This window comes from Lentiprolixibacter sp. (assembly GCF_982873095.1).
Genome location: NZ_CEYNTP010000310.1, coordinates 1 through 2,723, shown reverse-complemented (window position 1 = coordinate 2,723; position 2,723 = coordinate 1). Strand labels below are relative to the sequence as shown.

At 47.6% G+C, this 2,723-nt stretch carries 1 protein-coding gene and 1 pseudogene; both read left to right on the top strand.

Features of this window, described 5'->3' with window-relative positions; genetic code table 11:
- Positions 1-119 (top strand): annotated as a pseudogene (locus AC4E7D_RS13660) (DNA-binding protein); the annotation flags it as partial.
- 88 nt (positions 120-207) lie between these two features.
- Positions 208-2,723, top strand: a 2,516-nt coding sequence (locus tag AC4E7D_RS13655; RefSeq protein WP_490174334.1) for a M14 family metallopeptidase, incomplete at its 3' end; no start/stop codon positions are given.

The window sequence follows — 2,723 nt, the reverse complement described above, 5'->3', positions numbered from 1 at the left end:
AAGGCCTTGAGGTGATCTCTGAAAGGCACCAGAAGGACTTTCGTAAAGAGGACGTTAGTTCCAATGGCGAAATGAAATCTCCTGAAAATTTCACGGACATAGATTTTGACGATATCTAAAATCTATCCGAAAAGTTTAGAAACGGCCTTTGAAATCAAAGGCCGTTTTTTATTTTTAAAGGCTGCAAAACTGCTAAGAACACTTGTTATGAAAAATACTGCCCTCCTTTTGATGACTTTTTTTGCACTGGGCCTGTCATATGCACAAGAAGCACCAGACCTCAACTACTACCTGCCCCAGGGAGTTACTTATGATGCCTCTGTGCCAAAACCTGCCGATATCATCGGCCACGAGGTTGGGGAATGGCATGTAACCCATGACAAGCTCATGTTTTATATGCAAACACTGGCTAATTCCAGCAATCGCATTCAAATAGAAAACCGAGGGTCAACTTTTGAGGGTCGGCCCATCCTGCTATTGACCATTACCTCACCAGAGAACCACGAAAACCTGGAACAAATTCGCCTGGACCACCTGTCACTCAGTGAGAATTCAAGTGCCTCACAGTCCGTTGAAAATATGCCTGTAGTTGTCTACCAGGGATTTTCAATTCATGGAAACGAGCCCAGTGGAGCCAATGCAGGGATGGCCTATGCCTACTACCTCGCTGCGGCCCAGGGACCGGAGATCGAAGAATTGCTGGACAATATGGTGATCCTTCTCGACCCCTCATTTAATCCGGACGGATTACAGCGTTTCGCGTACTGGGCCAACACGAATAAGAGCATACAACTCAATCCAGACAACAACGAACGGGAATACCATGAAGTGTGGCCCGGGGGCAGGACGAACCACTATTGGTTTGATATGAACCGTGACTGGCTTCCCGTACAACTGCCCGAGAGCCGTGCGCGTATCCGTACCTTCCATCGTTGGCTTCCTAATGTGCTGACCGACCATCACGAGATGCGAACCAATTCTACCTTTTTCTTCCAGCCGGGCGAACCATCGCGGGTACATCCCCTCACGCCAAGTACAAATCAGGCCTTAACAGAAAAAATCGCTAAGTACCACGCCGAAGCACTGGACAAAATTGGTTCCCTTTATTATTCGGAAGAGAATTACGATGATTACTACTATGGTAAAGGCTCTACCTTCCCCGATGTGAATGGAGGTGTGGGGATCCTTTTTGAACAGGCCAGTTCCAGGGGTCACGTTCAGGAGACCGAAAACGGTATATTGACCTTTCCATTTACCATTCGCAACCAGTTCACGACGGCACTCTCTACCATCACTGCTGCAAAGGACTTAAGGACCGATCTACTGGAGTACCAGCGTAAGTTCTTTCAGGATAGCCGTTTGCAGGCCTCTATCAACCGCTCCAAGGCCATTGTCTTTGGGGACGATAAAGACAGGAACCGGGCATGGCACTTAGCGGAAATCCTCAAAAGGCATAACATCACATTCCATGATATCTCCCGCGATTTCAGTGTTGGTGGTAAGACGTATAAAAAGGGCAAGGCCTACCTCGTTCCTATGGAACAAAAGAGCCACAGGCTAATAAAAGCCATGTTTGAAAAGCGGACCTCCTTCAAAGACAGCTTGTTTTACGACATTTCCGCATGGACATTACCCCTGGCTTTCAATCTTGACTACGCCGAGTTGCGATCCACATCCTATGCCGGGGAAGAAATCGAGGACCTCAATACACCCATAGGGGAAATCAGCGGAAGCAGTAACTATGCCTACCTTTTTGAATGGCATGAATACTATACCCCCAAGGCCATAAATAAGATCCTGAACAAAGGGCTCAGGGCCAAAGTAGCTAAATCCCCATTCCAACTGGAAGGGACCTCTTATGATTACGGGACAATTATGATCCCTGTACAGAACCAGGTGCTTGACCCTGAAGCGCTGCATGCCTTTCTGACAGGAGTTGCAGAGGACAGCAGGATCAAAATTACCGCAGTAAATACCGGACTGGCAAGGGGTATTGATTTGGGCAGTAACGAATTTGACCCCCTCAAAGAACAAAAGGTGGCACTAATTGTGGGGCGGGGAATCCGATCCTATGACGCTGGTGAGATATGGCATCTATTTGATACCCGCTACGACATGAAGATCACCAAGATCGATACCGATTATTTTGGACGTACAGACCTCAGCGAATACACAGACATTATCCTGCCCAGCACCTCAGGTAGCAGGCTGAGCAAAAAGGATGCTGAAAAATTAAAGGAATGGGTGCAGCAAGGGGGAAGCCTGATCGCCTATCGGGATGCAGTAAACTGGGTTAATAAGAATGAAATCACCGACCTCGAATTCAGGAAAGACACCCTCAAGGCAAAGCAGATCAGCTTTGAACAAAAGGGGGACTTCCTGGGTGCACAGGTAACCGGAGGGGCGATTTTTACGGCTGTACAGGACCGTTCCCATCCCATCAATTTTGGCTACAAAAACAATCGGGTCTCCCTGTTCCGGAACACCAATATCTACTTGGAACCGGAGAAAAACAGCTATGACAATCCGATCCGGTACACTTCAAACCCCCTACAAAGCGGTTATATCTCCGAAGAAAACCTGAAACTGATCCGTAATAGTGTCCCCTTTAAGGTCAGGCGCATCGGGAAGGGAAAAGTTGTATTGTTTACGGATAACACGAATTTCAGGGCCTTCTGGTACGGGACCAATAAACTGCTGATGAATGCTATTTTTTTCGGAGA